The 23,358-nt window shown below is 71.7% G+C and carries 21 protein-coding genes; 5 read left to right on the top strand and 16 right to left on the bottom strand.

Annotation, left to right across the window (positions count from 1 at the left end; translation table 11 throughout):
- Positions 1-36: 36 nt before the first annotated feature.
- The 7 genes from htpX to EG812_RS08500 all read right to left on the bottom strand — a co-directional run bounded on the left by htpX (position 37) and on the right by EG812_RS08500 (position 7,692).
- Entirely contained in the window at positions 37-909 is an 873-nt protein-coding gene (gene htpX / locus EG812_RS08470) for a zinc metalloprotease HtpX (RefSeq protein ID WP_126711264.1), read from the bottom strand.
- 139 nt (positions 910-1,048) lie between these two features.
- A complete protein-coding gene (locus EG812_RS08475) occupies positions 1,049-2,542 on the bottom strand; it encodes an NADH-quinone oxidoreductase subunit N (RefSeq protein ID WP_126711265.1) in 1,494 nt (497 codons plus the stop codon).
- A gap of 34 nt (positions 2,543-2,576) precedes the next feature.
- A complete protein-coding gene (locus EG812_RS08480) occupies positions 2,577-4,109 on the bottom strand; it encodes a complex I subunit 4 family protein (protein ID WP_126711266.1) in 1,533 nt (510 codons plus the stop codon).
- Positions 4,110-4,155: 46 nt separating this feature from the next.
- Complete coding sequence (locus EG812_RS08485; protein WP_126711267.1) at positions 4,156-6,105, bottom strand: NADH-quinone oxidoreductase subunit 5 family protein; 1,950 nt, start codon at positions 6,103-6,105, stop codon at positions 4,156-4,158.
- Positions 6,102-6,458, bottom strand: a complete 357-nt coding sequence (nuoK, locus tag EG812_RS08490; protein WP_013735986.1) for an NADH-quinone oxidoreductase subunit NuoK — start codon at positions 6,456-6,458, stop codon at positions 6,102-6,104. The genes EG812_RS08485 and nuoK overlap by 4 nt, the downstream gene beginning before the upstream one ends.
- A complete protein-coding gene (locus EG812_RS08495) occupies positions 6,455-7,069 on the bottom strand; it encodes an NADH-quinone oxidoreductase subunit J family protein (RefSeq protein WP_013735987.1) in 615 nt (204 codons plus the stop codon). The genes nuoK and EG812_RS08495 overlap by 4 nt, the downstream gene beginning before the upstream one ends.
- Positions 7,066-7,692 (bottom strand): NuoI/complex I 23 kDa subunit family protein, encoded by a 627-nt coding sequence (locus tag EG812_RS08500; protein ID WP_126711268.1) that lies wholly within the window; start codon positions 7,690-7,692, stop codon positions 7,066-7,068. Before EG812_RS08500 ends, EG812_RS08495 begins: the two co-directional genes overlap by 4 nt.
- A gap of 185 nt (positions 7,693-7,877) precedes the next feature.
- On the opposite strand from EG812_RS08500, the gene EG812_RS08505 reads away from it, so the two are divergent.
- A complete protein-coding gene (locus EG812_RS08505) occupies positions 7,878-8,453 on the top strand; it encodes a Uma2 family endonuclease (protein ID WP_126711269.1) in 576 nt (191 codons plus the stop codon).
- Between the two features lie 131 nt (positions 8,454-8,584).
- Positions 8,585-9,631: a glutathione S-transferase family protein gene (locus EG812_RS08510; protein ID WP_126711270.1), complete on the top strand. Its 1,047-nt coding sequence runs from the start codon at positions 8,585-8,587 to the stop codon at positions 9,629-9,631.
- Between the two features lie 419 nt (positions 9,632-10,050).
- Here the strand turns inward: EG812_RS08510 and EG812_RS08515 are convergent, their stop codons facing one another.
- Entirely contained in the window at positions 10,051-11,013 is a 963-nt protein-coding gene (locus tag EG812_RS08515; RefSeq protein WP_013735991.1) for a complex I subunit 1/NuoH family protein, read from the bottom strand.
- A complete protein-coding gene (locus EG812_RS08520) occupies positions 11,013-11,816 on the bottom strand; it encodes an NADH-quinone oxidoreductase subunit C (RefSeq protein ID WP_126711271.1) in 804 nt (267 codons plus the stop codon). Before EG812_RS08520 ends, EG812_RS08515 begins: the two co-directional genes overlap by 1 nt.
- 181 nt (positions 11,817-11,997) lie before the next feature.
- Between EG812_RS08520 and EG812_RS08525 the strand changes: the two genes are divergently transcribed.
- The gene (locus EG812_RS08525; protein ID WP_043721978.1) at positions 11,998-13,044 is read left to right on the top strand and encodes a glucose 1-dehydrogenase; all 1,047 of its coding nucleotides are present in this window, start codon (positions 11,998-12,000) and stop codon (positions 13,042-13,044) included.
- 27 nt (positions 13,045-13,071) lie between these two features.
- On the opposite strand, the gene EG812_RS08530 is transcribed toward EG812_RS08525, so the two are convergent.
- The 5 genes from EG812_RS08530 to EG812_RS08550 all read right to left on the bottom strand — a co-directional run bounded on the left by EG812_RS08530 (position 13,072) and on the right by EG812_RS08550 (position 18,410).
- Entirely contained in the window at positions 13,072-14,388 is a 1,317-nt protein-coding gene (locus EG812_RS08530; RefSeq protein ID WP_013735994.1) for a DUF2252 domain-containing protein, read from the bottom strand.
- Positions 14,389-14,428: 40 nt separating this feature from the next.
- Entirely contained in the window at positions 14,429-15,022 is a 594-nt protein-coding gene (locus EG812_RS08535; RefSeq protein WP_126711272.1) for an NADH-quinone oxidoreductase subunit B, read from the bottom strand.
- A 108-nt stretch (positions 15,023-15,130) separates the two neighbouring features.
- Complete coding sequence (locus tag EG812_RS08540) at positions 15,131-16,630, bottom strand: pyridoxal phosphate-dependent decarboxylase family protein (RefSeq protein WP_126711273.1); 1,500 nt, start codon at positions 16,628-16,630, stop codon at positions 15,131-15,133.
- Positions 16,627-18,063, bottom strand: a complete 1,437-nt coding sequence (locus tag EG812_RS08545; protein ID WP_126711274.1) for an MFS transporter — start codon at positions 18,061-18,063, stop codon at positions 16,627-16,629. Before EG812_RS08545 ends, EG812_RS08540 begins: the two co-directional genes overlap by 4 nt.
- Positions 18,064-18,095: 32 nt before the next feature.
- Complete coding sequence (locus EG812_RS08550) at positions 18,096-18,410, bottom strand: MGMT family protein (protein WP_013735998.1); 315 nt, start codon at positions 18,408-18,410, stop codon at positions 18,096-18,098.
- A 61-nt stretch (positions 18,411-18,471) separates the two neighbouring features.
- Between EG812_RS08550 and proB the strand changes: the two genes are divergently transcribed.
- Positions 18,472-19,581, top strand: a complete 1,110-nt coding sequence (proB, locus tag EG812_RS08555) for a glutamate 5-kinase (RefSeq protein WP_199743829.1) — start codon at positions 18,472-18,474, stop codon at positions 19,579-19,581.
- A gap of 77 nt (positions 19,582-19,658) precedes the next feature.
- Positions 19,659-20,900: a glutamate-5-semialdehyde dehydrogenase gene (locus EG812_RS08560; protein ID WP_126711276.1), complete on the top strand. Its 1,242-nt coding sequence runs from the start codon at positions 19,659-19,661 to the stop codon at positions 20,898-20,900.
- A gap of 188 nt (positions 20,901-21,088) precedes the next feature.
- On the opposite strand, the gene EG812_RS08565 is transcribed toward EG812_RS08560, so the two are convergent.
- On the bottom strand, positions 21,089-21,910 hold the full coding sequence (locus EG812_RS08565; RefSeq protein ID WP_199743830.1) for a prenyltransferase/squalene oxidase repeat-containing protein: 822 nt from the start codon (positions 21,908-21,910) through the stop codon (positions 21,089-21,091).
- A 154-nt stretch (positions 21,911-22,064) separates the two neighbouring features.
- Complete coding sequence (gene moeZ / locus EG812_RS08570) at positions 22,065-23,285, bottom strand: adenylyltransferase/sulfurtransferase MoeZ (RefSeq protein WP_193386276.1); 1,221 nt, start codon at positions 23,283-23,285, stop codon at positions 22,065-22,067.
- Positions 23,286-23,358: the final 73 nt, after the last annotated feature.

Consider the following 23,358-nt stretch of genomic DNA (forward strand, 5'->3'; position numbering starts at 1 on the left):
GTGGACCCGGCGCGGGCGGCGAAGGATAGGTGCTGGTCAGCGCTGGTAGCGGACCGGTCCCGTGTTGCGGGCCATCTGCTCCAGCCGAGCGACGCGCTGTTCCATCGGCGGGTGGGTGGCGAACAGCGCCGCGACTCCACCCCCCTTGAACGGGTTGGCGATCATCAGGTGCGCGGTGCTGGTGAGCTGCCCCTCGGCCGGCAGCGGCCGACGCTGGGCACCCATGTGAATCTTCCGCAGCGCGCTGGCCAGGGCCAGCGGGTCACGGGTGAGTTCGGCGCCGGAGGCGTCCGCCTGGAACTCCCGGCTGCGGCTGATCGCCAGCTGGATGATGCTGGCCGCGATCGGGCCCAGGATGATGGTGAGCAGCAGCACGATCGGGTTAGGGCCGTCCTCGTCGTTGCCGCCGAGCGGGATGAACAGGGCGAGGTTGGCCACCATGGTGATGATGCCGGCAAGGCCGGCCGCCACGCTGGAGATCAGGATGTCCCGGTTGTAGACGTGGGACAGCTCGTGCCCGATGACGCCCCGCAACTCCCGGTAGTCGAGCAGTTCGACGATCCCCTGGGTCACGCAGACCGCCGCGTTCTGCGGGTTACGACCCGTGGCGAACGCGTTGGGCTGGGCGGTCGGGCTGATGTAGAGGCGGGGCATGGGCTGCCGTGCCTCGGCCGCCAACTCCCGCACCATGTGGTACAGCTCGGGGAACTGTGCCTCGCTGACCGGTTGTGCCCGCATCGAGCGAAGCGCCAGCTTGTCGGAGTAGAAGTAGGTGACGCCGTTCATCACCAGCGAGATGACGACGGCGATGACCAGGCCGCCACTGCCGCCGAACCAGTAGCCCACCGCCAGGATCAGCGAGGTGAGCAGGCCGAGCAGCGCGGCGGTCTTCAGACGGTTGTGGTGCACGAATCACTCCTTCGGTGCACGGATGCGTGGATCCGTCGACCGGTACAACAACCCGGTACCCGTCAACCATCCGTCTCATGACTGAGAGTTACCTGAGTGACAGTCATGTTGGGGAATGAACCGGCAGGTCAGGCCGGATTCAGCTCCCGGCGAGGTCGAGCACCAGTTGCGGTGCGAAGCCGACGATCACGGCGATCGCGGTCGCCACGGCCAGCGCGGCCACCACCACCCGGGCCGGTCGGATCGCCCCGACATGCGCGTCACCGGCCGGGGCACTGCCTGCCGGGGCGCTGCCGGTCGGGGTGTAGAGCAGCGCGGCGAAGCGCAGGTAGTAGGCCAGGCCGATGACCGCGTTCAGCGCCACCAGCAGGGCGAGCCAGGCCGCGTCGCCGCCGAGCAGCGACCGCACCACCGTCACCTTGGCGAACAGCCCGGCCAACCCCGGTGGCAGACCGGCCAGCCCGATCAGCGCGAACGCCAGGCCCGCGCCGACCCAGGGGTGTCGCCGGGCCGCGCCGCGCAGGTCGTCGAGGTGCCCGCCGTCCGCGCCGGCCGGGCGCAGGGCCACCACCCCGGCGAAGGCGGCCAGTTCCAACAGCACGAAGAAGACGGCGTACGCCAGGGCGGCGGCGTACGCGGTGGAACGGGCGTCGACGTCGGCCAGAGCGAGGGCGCCGAGGGGGGCCAGGATGTAGCCCGCCTGGGCCACCGAGGACCAGGCCAGCAGCCGCACCGTACGCCGCTGACGCAGGGCCACCAGGTTGCCCACGGTCATGGTCAGCGCGGCGACCAGGGCCAGCACCGGCCCCGCGACGCTCAGCGGCAGCGCGTGCTGCACCACGGCCAGCAGGGCGACCACCCCGCCGAGCTTCGACGCCGTCGACAGGTACGCGGCCACCGGCAGCGGTGCCCCGTCGTAGGTGGCCGGGGCCCAGGCGTGGAACGGCACCGCCGCCACCTTGAACGCCAGCCCGGCCAGCACCAACGTCACCGCGACCGTGGTCAGCGGCAGGTCCAGCAGGTCCGAGCGGTCGGCCAGGATCGCGCCCAGCCGTTCCAGGTGCAGGCTGCCGGTGACCGCGTAGAGCAGCGCCGCACCGAGCAGGGTGAGCGTGGTGGCCACCACGCTGACCACGAAGAAGGTGACCGCCGCCTCGGCGCTGGCCAGGCTCCCTCGGCGTAGCCCGACCAGGATGTACAGCGGCAGGGTCAGGGCCTCCACCGCCACGATCAGGGTGATCAGGTCGCCGGCCGCGCCGAGCACCACGCCACCGGTCATCGAGCAGGCGAGCAGGAAGCAGAACTCCCCCACCGGGGTCACGCCGTCGCGCAGCAGCGGCCCGGACAACGCCAACACCCCGAGCGCCAGCAGCGCCACCAGCCCGGCCACCAGCGCGGCCCGCCCACCGAAGACGTACGAGCAGTCGGCCCCGACGCAGAAGGTACGGCGTTCGGCTCCGGCACCGACCGCCACGGCCGCGACGAGGGTGGCGAGTGCACCGGTGGCCGCCGCGACGATCGTCGCCGTCCTGCGGGCCAGCACCAGGTCGACCAGGAGCGCCAGCACGGCCGTCCCGGCGGCCAGGTACGCCGGCAGCAGCGCCACACTGTCGACGCTCTGCACCCTGCTCACGGCTGCCTCCCGTCGGCGCGGTCGCGGGTCGTCGTCATCGCAGGACCTCCACCAGGGCCGTCACCGGTGCCTCGGCGACGCCCAGCACCAGGGTCGGTGCCAGCCCGACGGCCAGCGCGAGCAGCACCAGCGGCGCCCAGGCGGCCACCTCGGCCCCGGCCAGCCCTGGTTTCAGCCCGGCCACCGCAGGCGTCGCACGGCCGTGGGTGACCTGCCGCAACAGCCGCAGCAGATATGCCGCCGTCAACGCACCACCGAACGCGGCAAGCACCGCCAGGGTGATCCACAGCGCGCCGCCCACCTCGACGGCGGCCACCACGGCGAACGCCTCACCCCAGAACCCGGCCAGGCCGGGCAGCCCCAGCGAGGCGACCGCCGCGAAGGCGAGCAGCCCGGACAGCCGGGGGGCGGTCTCCCGCAACCCGGACAGTTCGCGCAGCGCCCCGGTGTGGGTCCGGTCCTTGATCGCTCCGGCGAGGAAGAACAGCAGGCCGGTGATGATGCCGTGCGCGACGTTGCCGATCAGCGCCGCCTGGATGCCGGTGGCGGTCAGCGTGGCGATCCCGAGCAGCACGAAGCCCATGTGCCCCACGCTGGAGTACGCGATGAGCCGTTTCAGCTCGGTCTGCGCCAGACACACGAGTGATCCGATCAGGATCGCCGCGACGGCGAGGACGCCCAGCACCGGTGCCGCCCAGCGGGCCCCTTCCGGGGCCACCCCGACGGCCACCCGGATCAGGCCGTACGTGCCCATCTTGAGCAGCACCCCGGCGAGCAGCACGCTGCCGACGGTGGGGGCCTGGGTGTGCGCGTCGGGCAGCCAGGAGTGCAGCGGCCAGAGCGGACTCTTCACCGCGAAGGCCACCGCGAGCAGCGTGAACGCGGCCAGTTGGGTGCCCCGGGCCAGTCCGTTGCCGCCGGTCAGCGCGACGATGTCGGCGGTACCGGCGGCGGCCACCACCACGTAGACCCCGACCAGCAGCAGCACCGACCCGAACAGGGTGTACAGGGCGAACTTGCGGGCCGCCCGACGCCGTGCCGCCACCGCCGCCGGGTCGGTGCCGTCGCCGCCCCAGCCGACGATGATCGCGTACATCGGCAGCAGGACGATCTCGAAGAAGAGGAAGAACAGCACCAGGTCCAGGGCGAGGAAGGTGCCCAGGATGCCCACCTCGACCACCAGCAGCAGCGCCACCAGAGCCCGCCCGCTGCCACCGGCCGGCACCCGCCAGCAGGTGTACCCGCAGCAGAGCAGGGTGAGCAGGGCGGTCAGCACCACAAGTGGCCAGGAGATGCCGTCCACCCCGAGGTGGAAACGCAGGTCCAGGCCGGGCACCCAGGGCAGGTCGAGGGCGTGCCAGGGGCGTACCGCCGGCGTGGTCGCCGCGTAGGCGGTCCAGCTGCCGGCCCGGTCGACGGCCAGCGCCAGCGCCGCGACCAGGGTCAGCGCGGCGGCCACCGTACCGGCCACGCGGGCGGGCAGGTCGCGGGGGATCGCCGCCACCGCCAGGGCACCGAGCGCCGGCAGCGCGAGGACCGCGACCAGCAGGAACTCACCGAAGCTCATCGGGCAGCTCCGATCCGCGATGTGACCCGCGATGCGCTGCGGCTCATCACATTGCTCCGATCAGGGTGGCGGCCAGGGCGATCAGCAACGCACCGGCGAGCACCGCGACGACGGCTCGGGGCAGCGCGGAGCGGTGCAGGGCGGCGAGGCCGCCGCCGAGGGCACCCGCACCCCGGCCGGTGCCGGTGACCGCGCCGTCGACGACCCGCTCGTCGGCCACCCGGGCCGCCCGGGCCAGCGCGGTCGTGGGGCGTACCACAAGGGTGTGCTGGACGTCGTCGAGGCGGAACGCGCGGGCGAAGACCGGCCGCAGCGGACCCAGCGCCGCCGCCGGATCGGCGGCGGTGTCCCGCCGCCAACCGGCCCCGGCCAGGCCCGCCCCGAGCAGCAGCAACGCCAGGGGCAGCAGGACGGTCGGGGTGAGGTGGATCAGCCCGTCCGGCGGCATCAGATCCGACACCCCCTCGGCGTCGGACGGCGTCGTGCGTAGCAACTGGGTGGCGAACCAGCCGGGGAAGCCGGCCAGGCCGAGCAGGGCCGCCGGCACCGCCAACGCCAGCACCGGCCAGCGCAGCAGCGCAGGCGGGTCGTGCGGGTGGGTCAGCGGGGTACGGGTCGTGCCGAAGAAGGTACGCAGCAGCAGCCGGGTGGCGTACCAGGCGGTGACGGCGACACCGACCAGCCCGGCCAGCCAGACCAGCCAGCCCACCCAGGCCGGGGCCGCGCCGTCGCCGTGCAGGGCGGCACCCTCGGCGGCGGCGAGCACGCCCTCCTTGCTCCAGAAGCCGGAGAGCGGGGGTACGCCGGCCAGCGCGCCCAGCCCGATCAGCGTGCACCAGAAGGTGACAGGCATGCTGTGCCGCAGCCCGCCCATCCGGGACATCGCCGCGGTGCCGACAGCATGGATCACCACACCGGCGGCGAGGAACAGCAGCGCCTTGAACGCGGCGTGGGTGAGCAGGTGGAACAGCGCGGCGGGCGGCGAGCCGACGGCCAGCGCACCGGTCATGTAGCCGAGTTGGGAGACCGTCGACCAGGCGAGCACCCGTTTGATGTCGTCCTGCGCGGTGGCGGCGAACGCGCCGAGCAGCAGCGTCACCGACGCCATCACCCCGAGCACCGCCAGCACGGTGGGGGTGGCCTCGAACAGCGGCCACAGCCGGGTCAGCGCGTACACCCCGGCGGCCACCATGGTGGCGGCGTGGATCAGCGCGGAGATCGGGGTGGGGCCGGCCATCGCGTCCGGCAGCCAGGTGTGCAGCGGGAACTGGGCGCTCTTGCCGGCCACCCCGGCGAGCAGCAGCAGACCGGCGGCGGTCAGCGTGCCGGTGCCGTGGTCGTGGGCGAGCAGGTCGGCGATGCGGAAGCTGCCCGCCGAAACCCCGAGCAGCGCGATGCCGAGCAGGAACCCGACGTCGCCGACCCGGGTCACCAGGAACGCCTTCTGCGCGGCGGCCGGTGCCTGCGGCAGCCACCGGTCATGGGCGATCAGCAGGTACGAGCAGATGCCCATCACCTCCCAGCCGACCAGCAGCATGATCAGGTCCCCGGAGACCACCACCAGCAGCATGGCCGCGGTGAAGAGGCTGATCTGTGCCGCGTACGGCGGGTAGCGGTGGTCGACGTCCGTGTCGTCGTGCGGCCCCCGCGTGAGGTAGCCGACCGAGTAGACCTGCACGGCCAGGGCCACGGCGGCGACCGCCACGGCGACCAGGGCGGCGGCGCCGTCGAGGCGTACCCCGAGGGTGACGGTGAGCTCGCCGAAGCGGATCCAGGTGGTCGAGGACTCCGTCGGGGCGTCCAGAGTGACGAGCAGCGCCACCGCCAGCACCAGCGCACCCGCCGCGCCGGCCACACCGAGGGCGATCGCCGCGCGCCGGGAGGTGTCCCGGTCGGTGGTCGCGCCCCGTGCGGCCGGTGGCAGCAGCAGACCGACCAGACCGGCGACCAGCGGTACGACCGGCAGCAGCGCGCCCAGCAGCGTCGTGGTGCTCACCGCTGACCCTCCAACGGCACCTTGTCCATCGGCACCTCGTCCGTTGGCACCGTGTCCAGCGGCACCTCGTCGACGGCGACGCTGGCCCGCATCCGGTAGAGCTGGAGCACGATCGCCAGCCCCACCCCGATCTCGGCCGCGGCCAGCACGATCACGAAGAGCGCGAAGACCTGGCCGCTGTGCGGCAGCAGCGCCCGGGTCGTGGTGTCGGCGGTGATCAGGATCAGGTTCACCGCGTTGAGCATCAACTCGACACCCATCAGCACCAGCACGGCGTTGCGTCGCCGCAGTACGCCGTACACACCGAGGCCGAACAGCAGCGCGGCGGTGACGTACGGGATGACCGGTCTCACCGGGCCCCTCCCTCGCCACCCGAGCCGGCCCGCTCGGCCGGCTCGTCCCCGGATGTGCGGTCTTCCGGTGTGCGGTCTCCCGGTGTGCGGTCCCGCGCAGCGCGGTCCCCCGGTGTGCGGCCGATGTCGGGGCGGGACAGCACGATCGCGCCGACCAGCGCCGACAGCAGCAGGATCGACAGCACCTCGAAGGGCAGCACCCAACTGGCGAAGACCTGCTCGCCGATGCGCTCGGCGGTGCCCGCCTCGGGCAGCTCCACAGTTGTCCAGCGGAACGCGTCGATCAGCAGGGCGGCCAGCCCCAACCCGACCCCGCCGCCGATCAGCGCGGCCGGCCACCCCGGACGGTCCAGATCGTCCGAGGCACCGATCGGCGCCCGGGTGAGCATCACCGCGAACAGCAGCAGCACCACCACCGCGCCCACGTAGATCAGCACCTGCACCCAGGCCACCAGCTCGGCGGTGAGCACCAGATACATGCCCGCCACGGCACCGAGACAGACCACCAGGTAGAGCCCGGCGCGGACCAGGTGCCGGGTCGACACCACCAACACCCCGGACCCGACGGCCACCGCGCCCAGGGCGAGCAGCAGCACGTCCACGCCGGTCACTCGGAAGCACCTTCCCCGTCGCCGGGCGCAGCCGTACCGCCGGATGCCGGCTCGGGGCGTACCGGCGGGGCGGTCGGCCGGGCGGCGGGCGCGGCGGGGATCGCGGCCTTGCGCGCGGCGGCGGTCTCCTCCTTGGCCGGCTCACCGTTCGGATCATGTGCCGGTGGCGGCGGTACGGTCGCCATCCACTCGCCGAGATGATCCTTGTCGTGCAGCAGGTCCTTGATGTCGTACTCGGCGTACTCGAACTCGGGCGACCAGTAGAGCGCGTCGAACGGGCAGACCTCGATGCAGATGCCGCAGTACATGCAGAGCGAGAAGTCGATGTCGAACCGGTCGAGCACGTTGCGCTGGCGAGGGCGGGCGGCGCCGGGCACCGCCACCTCCTCCTTGTGCGAGTCGATGTAGATGCACCAGTCCGGACACTCGCGGGAGCAGAGCATGCAGACCGTGCAGTTCTCCTCCAGCAGGGCGATCACCCCACGTGAGCGGGGCGGCAGCTCGGGGGCGACGTCCGGGTACTGCTGGGTGGTGGAGCGCTTCGTCATCGTCTTGAGCGTGACCGCCAGCCCCTTGACCAGCCCGCTGCCCGGCACACCCGCCGGCTCGCTTCGCTCGCTCATGCCGACACTCCGCTGCGCTCCGTGTCGTCACGAGGCACCAATGCGCCGAGCCGATGATTCGCTCGCTGACGCTCGCTCATGTCGACCATCCTGCCCTGTGGGCACGGCGCGCGCGACCACCACCCGGGCTCTGCCGGTTGTACCGTGACCACGGGGAGAACGACACATCGGAAAGGACCCGTCAGATGACCGCCGCGCTGCACGACGACCAACCGCCGTCGGGCGAGTGGACGACGGACGACCTCGACGCCCTGCCCGACGACGGCCGCCGCCGCGAACTGCTCGATGGAGTGCTGCTCGTGTCCCCCTCCCCCACCGCCGCCCACCAGACCATCGCCATGCGACTCGGCGTCGCGCTCGAAGCGGAGTGCCCCGACGAGTACGAGGTCACCCAGGGTGTCGAGGTGCGGATCGATCGCACCCGTTCCTTCGTCCCGGACGTCCTGGTCATCACCGCACCGGCGGCACAACGCCGACCCGCACGGTACGAGCCGCACGAGGTGGTGCTCGCCGTCGAGATCGTCTCGCCGAGCACCCGCTCGATCGACCGGGTGCTCAAGCCGGCGCTGTACGCCCAGGCCGGCATCCCCTACTACTGGCGGATCGAGACCGATCCGGCCGGTCTCGTGGTGCACACCCACCGGATCGATCCGGTGCACGAGGTCTACACCGAGACCGGACGGTGGACCAAGTTCGTCGACACCGGCGAGCCATTTCCGGTGAACCTGTCCGTGGCCCAGTTGACACCCCGATACCTCTGATCGGCCCGACGGGTATCGCACGGTGGTTCCCGCGCTTCCGCTCGATCACCGCCCCTTCTGCCGGGCCAGCGGTCGCAGTGTCAGCCATGATGGGACCGGCATGGCAGGCGGCGTGGGCGAGGAGCAGGGCGATGACGGCAGACAACGGCGTGGGCCAGAGACAGACCGGCGGGAAGTACGTGGAGCCGGGCGGGGAGTTCAACCGGGACCAGAACTACATCACCACCCGGATCACCGCGGACGGGCGGGACGGCTATCCGGTCGAGCCCGGACGCTATCGGCTGGTGGTGAGTCGCGCCTGCCCGTGGGCGAACCGGCTGATCATCGTACGGCGGTTGCTGGGTCTTGAGGACGTCCTGTCGATGGGCGTCACCGGACCGACCCACGACGCACGGAGCTGGACCTTCGACCTGGACCCGGGCGGCCGGGACCCGGTGCTCGGCATCGAACGCATCCAGGAGGCGTACTTCGCCCGCTACCCCGACTATCCGCGCGGCATCACCGTGCCGGCGATCGTCGACGTGCCGACCGGGCAGGTGGTCACCAACGACTACGCCCAGATGAGCCTGGACCTGTCCACCGAGTGGACCGCCTACCAGCGACCCGGTGCCCCGGACCTGTATCCCGAGCACCTGCGGGCCGAGATCGACGAGGTCAACGCGGTGGTCTTCCGAGACGTCAACAACGGCGTGTACAAGTGCGGCTTCGCCGGCAGCCAGGAGGCGTACGACAAGGCGTACCACCGGCTGTTCGACCGGCTGGACTGGCTCAGCGACCGGCTCGCCGGGCAGCGTTACCTGGTCGGCGACACCATCACCGAGGCGGACGTGCGGCTGTTCACCACGCTTGTGCGCTTCGATCCGGTGTACCACGGCCACTTCAAGTGCAACCGGCAGAAGCTCAGCGAGATGCCGGTGCTGTGGGCGTACGCCCGGGACCTGTTCACCACCCCCGGCTTCGGCGACACTGTCGACTTCGACCACATCAAGCGGCACTACTACGAGGTGCACCGGGACATCAACCCGACCGGGGTGGTGCCGCTGGGCCCCGACCTGTCGAACTGGCTCACCCCGCACGACCGCGAAGCTCTCGGCGGCCGGCCCTTCGGCAACGGCACACCCCCACCACCCCCCTCCCCCACCGAACAGGTCAACCCCGCCCACACCCCCCTGCACTAACCCCGACCCCGCGCACAGCCCACGCTCGGCGCTCGGGCCCACACTCCACACCCCATGCTCGCGCCACCCCAGGCACGCGCCGCCTCGGTCCCGCGCCGCCCCCGGTCCCGCGCCGCCCCCGGTCCCGCGCTGCCCCCGGTCCCGCGATCTTGCACTTTTTGTCGCCGCGAAAGGCGCATAAGCCGCATAGCAGCGACCAAGAGTGCAAGATCGCGTGGTCGTGGGCGCCTCGACTCCGCGATCTTGCACTTCTCGTCGCCGCGAAAGGCGCATAGGCCGCAAAGCAGCGACCAAAAGTGCAAGATCGCGGGACCGGGGGCGGCCCGAGGCCGGGGGCGGCCCGAGGCCGGGGGCAGGGCGGGGCGGGGCGTGAGAGTTCGCGGGGTGTGCGGGGACGCCCTGGGGTGGGGGTGGTGGGTTTAGAGGGCTAGGCGGACGGCGGCGGTGAGGACCAGTTGGGCCAGGGCGGTGGGGACGAGGATCAGCCAGCAGAGGCGTTGGAGTTGGTCCTCGCGGAGGCGGGGATAGGAGACCCGCAGCCAGATGATCACGAAGCTGACGGCGGCGATCTTGAGTAGCGTCCAGAGCCAGCCGAGCTGGGCGTCGGCGAACGGGCCCTGCCAGCCACCGAGGAACAGCACGGTGGTCAGCGCGGCGATCACCACGATGCCGACGTACTCGGCGAGCAGCAGGAATGCGAAGCGCAGGCCGGTGTACTCGGTCATGTAGCCGAAGACCAGTTCCGAGTCGGCCACCGGCATGTCGAACGGCGGCCGGCGGATCTCGGCCAGCCCGGCAAGGAAGAAGACCACCATCGCGGGCGCCTGCCAGATCAGCCACCACGGCTGCCAGGCCTCGACGATGCCGGAGAGGCTCAGCGTCCCGGCTGCCATTGCCACCGAGGCGGCGGCCAGCACCAGCGGCAGTTCGTAGCCGAGCAGTTGGGCGGCGCCGCGTACCCCGCCGAGCAGGCTGTACTTGTTGGCCGACGCCCATGCGGACATCAGCACGGCGAGCACGCCCACGCCGACCACCGCGAGCACGAAGAACAGACCGACGTCGAGCGGCTGCCCCACCAGATCGTTCGGGCCGAGCGGGATGACCAGCAGGGCCAGCAGGTACGGCACCAGGGCCACCGCCGGCGCCAGCCGGAACACCGGCCGGTCCGCGGCACGCGGGGTGACGTCCTCCTTCTGTACGAACTTCACCCCGTCCGCGACGAGCTGCGCCCAGCCGTGGAACCCGCCCGCGTACATCGGGCCGAGCCGGCCCTGCATGTGCGCCATCACCTTGTGTTCGGCCTGTCCGACCAGCAGCGGCAGCACGAGGAAGGCGACGAGCACGCCGCCGATCCGGATCACCAGTTCCAGCCACAGTGGCATCAGGGCGTACCCCCCTCGTCTGGTTGCCCGCCCTCGACGTGGGTCGCCGGGCCGTCGCCCGCCGGAGCGGGGGTCGCGCCAGCCTCGGGGGAGGCCGGGGCACCGGAGGTGGGAGGGGTACGGGGGGTGCGTGCGCCCGGGGCCGGACGGGCCGGTCGTTCCCGGACGGGTCGAGCCGGGGTGCCGCCGCGCGGTCCCTCTCCGGCACCACCGGCACCGGCCGGGGTCGGGGTGGTGCCCCACTCCCCCGGGGCGGGTACGCCGGGTGGCCGGATAGGTCGACGGCCACCTCCCGCCTCGGACTCGCCCGGTTCCTTCGCGCCGGGCCAGGGCTTGGCGACCCGGGAGGCGAGCACGAACTCCTTGCGCAGCGGATGGCCCTCGAACTCCGGTGGCAGCAGCAGCGGGCGCAGGTCGTCGTGCCCGGCGAAGTCGATGCCGAACATCTCGTGGGTTTCCCGCTCGTGCCAGGCCGCGCCGGGATAGACCGACACCACCGAGTCGATCGTCGGTGTCGCCCGGGGCACCCGCGCCCGCAGCAGCAGGCCGTGCCGGTGCGTGGTCGACCAGAGGTGGGCCACCACGTCGAAGCCTTCGGCCAACTCGTCGACGGCGGAGAGCCAGTCGAAGAAGTCGCAGGCCAGCTCGGCGTCGTCGCGCGCGGCCAGCAGCGCCGCCCGCCACCGGAAAGCAGGTACGTCGACGGTGGCCCGCGCATGCGCCTGACCTCCGGAGACCATCGCGGTGGCCTCGACGGGTGCAAGCAGCGCGACGAGCCGCTGGCCGGCCTCTTCCGGTGTCATGCAGCTGATCCTATGGCCGCACCCGGCGTGCCGCGCTGCCCCGGTGCGACACCACCACCAACCGCGGTGCGACGCCACCGCCAAACCCCGGTGCGACGTGGACGACAAGGCAGGGCACGCGGCCGGGTGGCAATCCCGGCTTTTCCGGCGGGGTGCGGCGGCTGCCGACCAGGATGGGGGCGTGCGCGCTGTGACTGTCATTCCAGGGGTACCCGGCTCGCTGCGGTTGCTCGACGACTACCCGGAGCCGACCACGGAGGAGGGGTCGATCCTGGTGGAGGCGGTCGCAGTGGGGGTCTGCGGCACCGACCTCGAAATCATCGAGGGCAAGTACGGTGAGGCCCCACCCGGCACGGATCATCTGGTGCTCGGACACGAGTCGCTGGGCCGGGTGATCGAGGACCCGACCGGCACCCTGCAAGCCGGCGACCTGGTGGCCGGGATCGTCAGGCATCCCGACCCGGTGCCCTGCCCGAACTGCGCGGTCGACGAGTGGGACATGTGCCGCAACGACATGTTCACCGAGCACGGCATCAAGGCGTTGCCCGGCTTCGCCCGGCAACGCTGGCGGGTCCAGCCCCGGTTCGCTGTCGGGCTGGACCCCGCCTTGGGCGAGGTGGGCGTGCTGCTCGAACCGACGAGCGTGGTGGTCAAGGCGTGGGACCACATCTTCCGCATCGGGCAGCGGGCGGAGTGGCAGCCACGTACGGCGTTGATCACCGGGGCCGGCCCGATCGGCCTGCTGGCCGCCCTGCTGGCCAGTCAGCGCGGCCTCTCCGTACACGTGCTCGACCTGGCCACCGACGGGCCGAAGCCGGCGTTGGCGGGTGCGCTCGGCGCCACCTACCACGCGGGCTCGATCGACAAGCTCGACTTCGAACCGGACGTCATCGTCGAGTGCACCGGCGCACCGGCGGTCGTCCTCGAAGCGATGTACAAGGTCGCGCCCACCGGGATCGTCTGCCTGGCCGGGGTCTCCAGCGGCGGCCGGACCGTCGACCTCGACGCCGGTTCGCTCAACCGCACCCTGGTCCTGGAGAACAACGTGGTGTTCGGCTCGGTCAACGCCAACCGGCGGCACTGGGACGAGGCCGCCAAGGCGCTGTCCCGCGCCGACCGGTCGTGGCTGGCCTCGCTGATCACCCGGCGGGTGCCGCTGTCCGAGTACGCCGCCGCGTACTCCCCCGGCCCGCAGGACATCAAGGTGGTCCTCGACTTCACCGCCTGACCCGCCGACCGGGGGAGGACACCTGCGTCAGATGCCGGGCAGCCGACCGTTGCGGAACAGGTCGACGAAGAGCTGGTGATCCTGGCGAGCCCGGACCCCGTACGCGTGGGCGAAGTCGACCAGGTGCGCGACGAAGCCGGCCGGGTCGGCGGCCACCACCGCGACGATCGCCTCCTCGGTCGAGTAGTCGACCAGGTCGTGGCTGGACTCGTCGTCGGCGACCGAGTGCATCCGGGCGACCGCCCGACCCAGGTCGGCCAGCACCCCGGCCAGTTCCTCGGGCTCGTTGACGTCGGCCCAGTCCAGGTCGGCGGCGTACGGGGAGACCTCGGCCACGAGCTGCCCCACCCCGTCCAGCTCGGTGAAGCCCACCCACGGGTCGGCGTGCGCCTGCAGGGCCCGCTGCGACTCGGCGGTGCGGTGGCCCTGGTGCCGGAAGTAGCCGCGGACCCCCTCGTCGTCGACGTGCCGGGCGACCGCCGGCACCTGGGCCTGCTTCATGTAGATGATGACGTCGTTCTCCAGCGCCTGCGTGTGCCCCTCCAACAGGAGGTTGTACGAGGGCAGCCCGGCCGAACCGATGCCCACGCCCTTGCGCAGCACCACGTCCTTGATCTGCGCCGCCAGGGGCCGATTCTGCGCGGTCGCCGCCGGCAGGGTGTCCAGGTACGCCTCGAACGCCGCACAGACCTTGGCCCGTACGTCGCCGTCGACCTCGTACACCCCGTCGCGCAGGGAGAACCGCCGCTCGTACGCGTCGATGGTGGTCTGTTCCCGCAGCAGGTCGACCCGGGTGTTGAGCCGGGCCTGCTGGAGCACCCGGCGCAGCACACCGTCGGCGTTGTCCAGGGTGATCGACCCGATGGCGTCGTCACCGCCCTCGGCGATGGCCCGCAGCTCGGTCAGGTAGCTCTCGGCGAAGCCTGCCACCAGCTCGCTGATCACCCGGTCGGAGAGCGCCTTGGTGTAGCCGATCAGCGCCACGCTGGCGACGAAGCGTCGCAGGTCCCAGGTGAACGGTCCGACGTACGCCTCGTCGAAGTCGTTGACGTTGAACACGAGCTGGCCGGAGCCGTTCATGTACGTGCCGAAGTTCTCCGCGTGCAGGTCACCGTGGATCCACACTCGACTGGTCTGGTCGTCGAGGAAGCGGTCGTCGGCGAAGTCGCCACGCTGGTCGGCGTAGAAGAGGCTGGCGCTGCCCCGGTAGAAGGCGAACGGGGAGGCAGCCATTTTGCGGAATTTACGGCGGAAGGCGGCCGGGTCGAGCGCCATCAGCGCGCCGAACTCCTGGGCCAGCACCTCGACGATGAAGGCGGAACGTTTCTCCGCGAGGTCGGTCATGATCCGTACGCTAGCTCCCGGCCGCCACCTCGACGGCGGATCAGGCGTTCGGCGGGCGGACCGGCGGGGCGGTCAGCGAGGCGGTGGAGCGCGGCATCACGCCGCCGCCGGGCGAAAGGTCGCCGGGCGCGGTGTCGGTGGGCGGGGCGAGCGGGTCGGGGCGCGACACCCCGCCGATGCCGGACTGCTCGGCGGCGATCTTCTCCTGGAGCCGGAGGATGCCGTGCAGCAGCGCCTCGGGCCGGGGCGGGCAGCCCGGCACGTAGACGTCGACCGGGATGAGCTGGTCGACACCCTTGGTCACCGAGTACGAGTCCCAGTAGGGGCCGCCGCAGTTGGAGCAGGCGCCGAAGGAGATGACGTACTTGGGCTCGGGCATCTGGTCGTAGAGCCGCTTGATCGCCGGGGCCATCTTGTCGGTGACGGTGCCGGAGACCACCATCAGGTCGGCCTGACGGGGGCCATGCGCGAACGGGATGACGCCGAGACGCATGAAGTCGTGCCGGGACATGCTCGTCGCGATGAACTCGATGGCGCAACAGGCCAGCCCGAAGTTGAAGACCCAGAGCGAGTAGCGCCGACCCCAGTTGAGCACGAACCGGATCGGCTCGCCGAGCACCGCCGGCAGCTGCACGACCGCCCCCTTCCGTTTCCCCGACAGTCAACCACAGCCCTTTCGGTAAGGAAGGGCACCCTGTTAACGCCTGGCGTTGTACAGGGGCCCCTTCCTAACACCGGCCGGTCAGTAGGACGGGCGTTGCAGCAGGCTGACGAACTCGACGAGCAGCCGCTCGCGCAGCGCCGGTGGCGCGGCGTCGAGCAGAGTGTTCACCGGCGCCATCCGCTCCGGCAGCCCACCGCCTGCGCCGGAGTCCGGCCCGCCGACCACGCCGAGGCCCAGCCCGGCTGCCAGGCCCGCGACCAGGTCACCGGTGAGCGCCTCCGGGGAGAGCGCACCGGCCAGCGCGAGTAGTTCCGGTGGCAGGGTGACCGGCCCGGCGACTGCGGCCGCGGCGACCGCCTCGGCCAGGTCGGCGGCGAACTCCGCCGCGCGGGGGGCCACCGCCGCGGTCACCGTCAGGTGCACGCTGCGCGGCAGTCCGGCGTACGTGAGCTGGGGTTGGGTGTGCCAGCCCCGGGCCGCCAACTCGTCGACCAGGACGAACAGGTCGGGCCCGGAGTCGGTGCTGGTGAAGCAGACGACAGTCGACTCCGGTTCGGTGATCAGCCGCAACCCGTCGACCCCGCGTACGGCGTCGGCCAGCACCCGTACGGCGTCGCGGGTCCGTCGGGTCAGCTCCAGGTAGCCGTCGTCGCCGAGGTGTCGCAGGGTGGCGTACGCGGCGGCGATCGGCCCACCCGAACGGGTCGAGGAGATCACCGGGTTGATCATCGTGTAGCCGGGCCAGTCGGCGTACGCGAAGTACTGCGGTGCCCGCAGCGCCGGATCGCGATGCAGCAGCACCGAGACGCCCTTCGGGGCGTACGCGTACTTGTGCAGGTCCACCGAGATCGAGGTGACGCCGGGTACGGCGAAGTCGAACTCGGGCACCGGCTCGCCGAGGCGGCGCAGGTACGGCAGGGTCCAGCCGCCGAAGCAGGCGTCGACGTGGCAGCGCACCCCGGCTGCGGCGGCCACCTCGGCGATCTGCGCGACCGGGTCGATGACACCGTGCGCGTACGACGGGGCGGAGCAGACCACCAGGACCGTCTCGGGACCGATCGCGGCGGCCACGTCGGCGACCGCCGGCCGGAGCGTCTCCGGGTCGATCGGCACCGAATCGATCTCCACCCGCAGGTAGTGCGCCGCCTTGGCGAACGCCGCGTGCGCGCTCGCCGGCACCACGATCCGGGGCGCGTCGATCTCCGGCCGGGCGTCCCGGGCCGTCTTCACGGCGAGGATCAGTGACTCGGTACCACCGCTGGTCACGCTGCCGACCACCTCCGGCGCACTCGTGCCCGGCCCACCGCCGAGCACCCGGGCCGCCGCCCCCACCAGCGCGTTCTCCATCGCCAACAGCGACGGAAAAGCAGTCGGATCGAGCCCGTTGACATGTGCACTCTCGGCGTAAGCGGCGGCAGCCAACTCATCCAGCCCCGCCACCCCCGGGTCGTACACATAGGCGAACAACCGCCCCCCGTGCGTAGGCCGATCCAGCCCCCGCAGCTCCCGTACCTCCCCCAACACCCGCTCCGCCGCCACACCGCGCGCGGGCAGCGCCCCCATACTCTCGTCGATCATGGACTTGTCGTCCCCTCTTCATGGTGGTTAGCGGCTTTTGTCCCGACCACAACTCCATGATCGGCGGACAAAGGGGTGGGGGTGGGGAGGGTGGTGAGGAGGGCTTCGGTGAGGTTGTAGGGACGGAGGAGGAGGGTGGCCAGGGCGATGAGGAGGGCGGGGAGGATGGTGAAGCCCAGGAGGACGCCGAGGCGGGCGGTGTCGGACTGGGCGGCGGCGGTGCCGGTGGTGGAGGAGACGTAGCCGGTCAGGGCGAGCACCAGGCCGTAGATGCCGGGGCCCAGTGCCAGGCCGAAGGTCTCCCCCGCGGTCCACAGGCCGGTGAAGACGCCGGCCTGACGGCGGCCGGTGCGGGCGGTGTCGTACGCGATGCAGTCCGGGAGCATGGCCAACGCGAACACCTGCTGCCCGGCGTACCCGACCCCGATCAACGCGACCAGCAGGTAGATCACGGCGGCGGGCAGCAGCGGTGCGGCGACCAGCGCCAGCCCACCGCCGGCCAGGATCAGCGACGCGATCACCAGCCCGGCGAGCTTGCCCAGCCGGGCACCCACCCGCGACCACAGTGGCATCACCACAAGCGCGGGCCCGACGAAACAGAGGAACAGCAGGGTCGGGCCGGTCTTCGGGTCGCGCAGGATCTGGTCGGCGAAGTACTGCACCCCGGCGAGGATCGTCGCCACCCCGGCGGACTGCACCACGAAGCAGAGCAGCAGCGCCCGGAACGGCCGGTTGCGGCCGGCCACCGCGAGTTGGGCCCGCAGGCTGGGCTCACTCTCGGTGACCACCTGCTGGGGCGCGGACCGGGTGCCCAGGAACGCGCCGACCGCACCGAGCGCGATCAGCGCGGCGACGAAGAGCCCCATCCAGCGGTGTCCGGACAGGCCACCGCCGGCCGCGTCACGGACCAGCGGGGCCACCGCACCGGAGACCAGGATGGCAAGCGCCAGCACCGCGATCCGCCAGGTCATCATCCGGGTACGTTCGGCGTAGTCGCTCGTCAACTCGGCCGGCATGGCCACGTACGGCACCTGGAAGAAGGCGAACGCGGTCGCCGTGGCCAGGAAGGCGACGGCGACGTACGCCCCGGCCGCCGACCCGGCACCGAACGGCGCCGCGAAGATCGACCCGAAGAGTACGGCCAGCGCCAGCCCACCGACGAGCAGGTACGGCCGCCGGGCACCCCAGCGGGAGCGGGTCCGATCGGAGATCCGCCCGGCGACCGGGTTGACCAGCACGTCCCACGCCTTCGGCAGGAGCACCAGCAACGCCGCGACGCCCGCGGCCACGCCGAGCGTGTCGGTCAGGTACGGCAGCAGCAACAGCCCCGGCACGGTGCCGAACGCCCCGGTGGCCAGCGAGCCGAGCGCATAGCCGGCGTGCACCTTGCGGGGCAGGGCCGGTGCGCCGGATCCACTCGGCGGTGCGGTCATGGCGCCGAATGTTACTCACGTCATGGCTCTCGTCACACCCCCTCACCGGGCCGCCAACCGGCGGCTCTCATGTCCACCCGGTCCTGGCGCAGCGGCGTACCCTCAGCCAGCCAGCGCGCCCGCGCCTCGGCAGCGATCCGGGCCGGCATCGCACCGCTGGCGTTGACCACCCGGTGCCATCCGACGGCAGCACCGTGCCGCGCCATGATCGAGCCGACCAGCCGGGCGGACGCCCGACCCGAGCGCTCGGCGAGCGCGTCGGCGACCGCCCCGTACGACATCACCCGACCGGGCGGGATCCGGTCGACCAGTTCCAGCACCGCCTCGACGTACTCGTCTGGTGTCACGACCAGCCAGAGTATGGGAACGCCGACGGGTGGCTCACCGACGACAGCGCAGAATAGGCGGGTGCGCGACGCAGTCACCACGGCCCGACGGGTCGTCGTCAAGATCGGTTCCTCCTCGTTGACCACCGCCACCGGCGGGTTGGACGACGAGCGTCTCGACGCGCTTGTCGACGCGCTCGACACGCGTACCGCCGACGGCCGCGAGGTGGTGCTCGTCTCCTCCGGCGCGATCGCCGCCGGTCTCGCGCCGCTCGGGTTGGCCCGGCGTCCGCGCGACCTGGCCACCCAGCAGGCCGCCGCGAGCGTCGGCCAGGGCCTGCTGATCGGCCGGTACGCCGCCGCGTTCGCGCGGCACGGTCGCACCGTCGGCCAGGTGCTGCTGACCGTCGACGACGTGACCCGACGGGCGCACTACCGCAACGCGTACCGCACCCTGCGCAAGCTGCTCGACCTGCGGGCCGTACCGATCGTCAACGAGAACGACACGGTCGCCACCGAAGAGATCCGATTCGGCGACAACGACCGGCTGGCCGCTCTGGTGGCCGCGCTCGTCGACGCCGACCTGCTGGTGCTGCTCTCCGACGTCGACGCCCTCTGGACCGGCAACCCGTCGCGCCCCGGCGCACGCCGCATCGCCGAGGTACGCGACGAGTCGGACCTGGCCGGCGTCGACATCGGCGGCACCGGCCGCTCCGGCGTCGGCACCGGCGGCATGGTGACCAAGGTCGAGGCGGCCCGGATCGCCACCGGATTCGGCATCCCGGTGGTGCTCACCTCCGCCACGCAGGCCGTTGCGGCGCTGGCCGGTGAACCGGTCGGCACCTTCTTCCACCCCAGCTCCAAACGGCCGGCGGCCCGGCTGTTCTGGCTCGCCCACGCGACCTCGCCCCGGGGCCGGCTGCACCTCGACCCGGGTGCGGTCGCCGCCGTCGTCGGCCGACGCAAGTCGCTGCTGCCGGCCGGGATCACCGCCGTGGACGGGGCGTTCACCGCCGGGGATCCCGTCGACCTCGTCGACACCGCCGGCGCCCCGGTCGCCCGAGGACTCGTCAACTACGACGCGGTCGAGCTGCCCGGCCTGCTCGGACGCTCCACCTCCGACCTTGCTGCGGCGCTCGGCCCGGCGTACGAACGTGAGGTCGTCCACCGCGACGACCTCGTACTGCTGTAGATGCTGGTAAGGAAGGGCCCCTTATTAACGCCTGGCGTATTACAAGGGCCCCTTCCTAACACTGTGAGGAGCATGGGATGAGCGTGAGCGAGCAGGCACGTCGGGCACGGACCGCAGCGGAGACGCTGGCGGTAACGACGCGTACCGCCAAGGACGCCGCGCTGAACGCGATGGCCGACGCGCTGGTGGCACGTACCCCGGAGATCCTGGCCGCGAACGCCGCGGACCTGGCGGCCGGACGCGAAGCCGGACTGAGCGCGGCCGTGCTGGACCGGCTCGCCCTCGACGAGGGCCGGATGGCCGGCATCGCCGACGCGCTGCGCCAGATGGCCGCGCTGCCCGACCCGGTGGGTGAGGTGGTACGCGGCTCGACCCTGCCCAACGGGCTGGAGCTGCGGCAGATCCGGGTGCCGTTCGGCGTGGTCGGCATCGTCTACGAGGGGCGGCCGAACGTCACCGTGGATGCTGCCGGCATCTGCCTGAAGTCCGGTAACGCGGCGCTGCTGCGCGGCTCCTCGTCGGCTGCCCACTCCAACGCCGCGCTGGTGGCGGTGCTGCGCGACGCGATCGTCAGTGCCGGCCTGCCCGCGGACGCGGTGCAACTGCTCGACTCCAGCACCCGCGACTCGGTCAAGGAACTGATGCGCGCCCGGGGCCTGGTGGACGTGCTGATCCCGCGCGGCGGGGCGTCGCTGATCCGGACCGTGGTCGAGGAGTCCACCGTGCCGGTGATCGAGACCGGGGTGGGCAACTGCCACGTCTACGTCGACGCCGCCGCCGACCTGCCGATGGCCGTGTCGATCACTCTGAACGCCAAGACGCAGCGGCTGTCCACCTGCAACACCGCCGAGTCGCTGCTGGTGCACGCGGCCGTCGCCGACGACTTCCTGCCGCCGATGCTGGCCGCCTTCGCCGAGGCCGGCGTGACCGTACACGGCACCGCCGAGGTGGCCCGGTTCTCCGACGCGGTGGTCCCCGCCACCGACGAAGACTTCGCCACCGAATACCTCAGCGCCGACATCTCGGTCACCGTCGTCGACTCCCTCGACGCGGCGGTTGCGCACATCCGCCGGTACGGCAGCGGCCACACCGAGGCCATCGTCACCGACTCGCAGTCCGCCGCCCGGGAGTTCGTGGCCCGCGTCGACTCGGCCGCAGTCATGGTGAACGCCTCGACCAGGTTCACCGACGGCGGCGAATTCGGTTTCGGCGCCGAGATCGGCATCTCCACCCAGAAGCTGCACGCCCGCGGCCCCATGGGCCTCCCCGAACTGACCAGCACCAAGTACGTAGTAACCGGCACCGGCCACCTCCGCTAACCCACCCCCTCGCGGCCCCGGCCCCCGGCCCCCGGCCCCCGCGATCTTGCACTTTTGGTCGCCATTTCGCCCCCTTTTAGGGCTTTTGTCGCGACAGAAACTGCAAGATCGACGGGCGTGGGCGGGGTGCGCGGAGGCGGTGGGGATCACGCGAGGGTGGGCGGGGACGACGAGGGTGAGGGGTGGGGTCAGCGGAAGGCGCGGATTACGGCGAGGGTGGTGTGTACGTCGAACTGGTGGCCGTCGTCGCTGGTCCAGCCGCCGTCGGAGCGTTGGGTCTCGGTCAGTCGGCGGCGGGCCGCGACCATGGTCCACTCCTGCTCGTCGACGCCGACGCGGCGTAGCGTCGAGGCGAGCCAGGCGGCGTCGGCGGGCGTGGACTGCGGGAGGCGCTCGGCGAGCACCGCCTTGATCCGCGCGGACTCGTAGAACAGTTGCTGGCGGTGCAGTACTGCGGCGGTGAGCCAGCCAGTGGCCAGGAACGACGGCCAACTGCCGTCGGGGTTGAGGTGCGCGGCGAGCGCCTGGCCGGCGGCGTGCACCACGCCGGCGTACGCCCCGCCGACCCGGTGGTCCAGCGGCCCGGCGGCGCGGGCGTCCAGCCCGGCCACGGTGAGCCAGAAGGCCGCGTTGGCGGTGAGGTAGAGCCGTGCCTCGGGATCACCTGGTCGGGCCCACTCGGGGGCGACGTCGGCGAGCGCCTCGTCCTCCTCCCAGCAGCCGTCCCGCCGCTGGGCGGCGGCCAGCCAGTCCAGGGCTCGGCGGGCGGCCGGACGGCTCAGCGCGCCGAGGTCGTCCAGTTCGGCGAGGCGGAAGCAGGTGGCATCGACCGAGGCGACCTCGTCACCCCAGGAGGCCGGCCAGCCGCCGCCGAGGGTCTGCCCGACCTCGGCGCTGTCGAGCGTCTCGGGGGGTGGCGGCGCGCCTGTGCGCAACCAGGAGAGGCGGGCACGTTCCACCGCATCTCCGTGTGCCACCACGAATCCGATCGCGGCGTCGATGTCGACCACGGCGGTCAGGCTACCGGCGCGTACCTGATCTCGCCTCGGTGAATCGGGCAGCCGACACCGACCCGACGGCAGGTGTGAGCAGGGCGTTGCGGCTGATGTTAAGAAGGGGCCCCTCCTCTACCGGAGGCGTTAAGAAGGGGCCCTTCCTTACACCTCAGTAAGCCGGGAGGGAGGGGTCGATCTGCTTGATCCAGGAGAGCACGCCGCCCTGCACGTGTACGGCGTCGCGGAAGCCGGCCGCCTTCAGCGCGGCCAGCGCCTCGGCGGAGCGGACGCCGGACTTGCAGTGCAGCACGACCTGCTTGTCCTGCGGCAGCTTGGCCAGCGCCTCACCGGAGAGGATCTCGCCCTTGGGGATGAGCGTGGCGCCGGGGATGCGGACGATCTCGTACTCGGCCGGCTCCCGCACGTCGACCAGGAAGATGTCCTTGCCGGCGTCCTGCCACTCCTTGAGCTCGGCGGCGGTGATGGTGGAGTCGACCACCGCCTCCTGGGCCTCGACCGACACCGCGCCGCAGAAGTCCTCGTAGTCCTCCATCAGGTCGGTCAGGGTCGCATTCTCGCCGCAGAGCACGCAGTTCGGGTCCTTGCGGACCTTGATCTTACGGTAGCTCATCTCCAGGGCGTCGTAGACCATCAGCCGGCCGACCAGCGGCTCACCGACACCGGCGAGCAGCTTGATCGCCTCGTTGACCTGGATCGAGCCGATCGAGGCGCAGAGCACACCGAGCACGCCGCCCTCGGCGCAGGAGGGCACCATGCCGGGCGGCGGGGGCTCCGGGTAGAGGCAGCGGTAGCAGGGACCGTGCTCGGCCCAGAACACCGACGCCTGGCCGTCGAACCGGTAGATCGACCCCCAGACGTACGGCTTGCCGAGCAGCACCGCCGCGTCGTTGACCATGTAGCGGGTGGCGAAGTTGTCCGTACCGTCGACGATCAGGTCGTACTGGGCGAAGATCTCGCGGACGTTGTCCCGGTCCAGCGCAGTGTTGTGGATCTCCACGTTGACCAGCGGGTTGATCTCGCGGATGCTCGCCGCGGCCGACTCGGCCTTGGAGCGGCCGATGTCGGAGACGCCGTGGATGATCTGCCGCTGGAGGTTCGACTCGTCGACGGTGTCGAAGTCGATGATGCCGAGGGTGCCGACCCCGGCGGCGGCGAGGTACATCAGGGCGGGGGAACCGAGGCCACCTGCGCCGACACAGAGCACCCGGGCGTTCTTCAGCCGCTTCTGGCCGGTCACCCCGACGTCGGGGATGATCAGGTGACGGGAGTAGCGGCGGATCTCGTCAACGGTCAGCTCGGCGGCGGGTTCGACGAGCGGGGGCAACGACACGGTGAACTCCCCGGAATCGATGGTGGGCAACCGGGCCATTGTTGCTCGCCGACATGGCCGTCGGCCATGAGCGGGGACACGTCGCCCGGCATACGGGAGCGGGAATAACGAA

This window comes from Verrucosispora sp. FIM060022, from assembly GCF_003977705.1.
GTDB classification, from domain to species: Bacteria; Actinomycetota; Actinomycetes; order Mycobacteriales; family Micromonosporaceae; genus Micromonospora; species Micromonospora gifhornensis.

Excerpts from the sequence above, each read along its gene's own strand:
- EG812_RS08480 (WP_126711266.1), bottom strand. The coding sequence starts at position 4,109 with ATGAGCTTCGGTGAGTTCCTGCTGGTCGCGGTCCTCGCGCTGCCGGCG.
- EG812_RS08500 (WP_126711268.1), bottom strand. The coding sequence starts at position 7,692 with ATGAGCGAGCGAAGCGAGCCGGCGGGTGTGCCGGGCAGCGGGCTGGTC.
- EG812_RS08505 (WP_126711269.1), top strand. The coding sequence starts at position 7,878 with ATGACCGCCGCGCTGCACGACGACCAACCGCCGTCGGGCGAGTGGACG.
- EG812_RS08510 (WP_126711270.1), top strand. The coding sequence starts at position 8,585 with ATGACGGCAGACAACGGCGTGGGCCAGAGACAGACCGGCGGGAAGTAC.
- EG812_RS08515 (WP_013735991.1), bottom strand. The coding sequence starts at position 11,013 with ATGCCACTGTGGCTGGAACTGGTGATCCGGATCGGCGGCGTGCTCGTC.
- EG812_RS08520 (WP_126711271.1), bottom strand. The coding sequence starts at position 11,816 with ATGACACCGGAAGAGGCCGGCCAGCGGCTCGTCGCGCTGCTTGCACCC.
- EG812_RS08530 (WP_013735994.1), bottom strand. The coding sequence starts at position 14,388 with ATGACCGACCTCGCGGAGAAACGTTCCGCCTTCATCGTCGAGGTGCTG.
- EG812_RS08540 (WP_126711273.1), bottom strand. The coding sequence starts at position 16,630 with ATGATCGACGAGAGTATGGGGGCGCTGCCCGCGCGCGGTGTGGCGGCG.
- EG812_RS08545 (WP_126711274.1), bottom strand. The coding sequence starts at position 18,063 with ATGACCGCACCGCCGAGTGGATCCGGCGCACCGGCCCTGCCCCGCAAG.
- EG812_RS08560 (WP_126711276.1), top strand. The coding sequence starts at position 19,659 with ATGAGCGTGAGCGAGCAGGCACGTCGGGCACGGACCGCAGCGGAGACG.
- moeZ (WP_193386276.1), bottom strand. The coding sequence starts at position 23,285 with ATGGCCCGGTTGCCCACCATCGATTCCGGGGAGTTCACCGTGTCGTTG.